This is a genomic window from Cupriavidus sp. 2KB_3 (assembly GCF_052115685.1).
GTDB lineage: Bacteria > Pseudomonadota > Gammaproteobacteria > Burkholderiales > Burkholderiaceae > Cupriavidus > Cupriavidus campinensis.
Map to the genome: position 1 here is coordinate 1 of NZ_JBFRHD010000050.1, position 713 is coordinate 713.

A 713-nucleotide genomic window follows, 5' to 3' on the forward strand; every position below is an offset into this window, starting at 1 on the left:
TTTACCGGAGAAACCACCATGTCGAACGCCAACAACGCCAAGCTGCAAGTCCTGACCCCGCGCAACAGCCAGCTGATCATCATCGACCACCAGCCGCAGATGGCCTTCGGTGTGCAGTCGATGGACCGCCAGACCATGAAGAACAACGTGGTGGGCCTGGCCAAGGCGGCCAAGATTTTTGACGTGCCGACGACGATCACCACGGTGGARTCCGACTCGTTCTCCGGTTACACCTACCCCGAAATCCTCGACGTGTTCCCGGGCCAGCAGACCCTGGAGCGCACCTCGATGAACTCCTGGGACGACCAGAAGGTGCGCGACGCGCTGGCCGCCAACGGCCGCAAGAAGATCGTCGTGGCCGGCCTGTGGACCGAGGTCTGCAACACGACCTTCGCCCTGAGCGCGATGCTGGAAGGYGACTACGAGATCTACATGGTGGCSGATGCYTCGGGCGGCACGACCAAGGAAGCCCACGACTACGCCATGCAGCGCATGATCCAGGCCGGCGTGGTGCCGGTGACGTGGCAGCAGGTGCTGCTGGAATGGCAGCGCGACTGGAAGAACAAGGAAACGTACGACGCCGTGACCGGCCTGGCCAAGCAACACTCGGGCGCCTACGGCATGGGCATCGACTACGCCTACACCATGGTCCACAAGGCCGCCCAGCGCACCCAGACGCCGCACGCGTCGATCGCCCCGGTGCACGCGCCGGT

1 protein-coding gene is annotated in these 713 nt (G+C 64.2%); it reads left to right on the forward strand.

The window, feature by feature from the left end; translation table 11 throughout:
* Nucleotides 1-18: 18 nt before the first annotated feature.
* Nucleotides 19-713, forward strand: a 695-nt coding sequence (locus tag AB4120_RS27620; RefSeq protein WP_441643107.1) for a hydrolase, incomplete at its 3' end; no start/stop codon positions are given.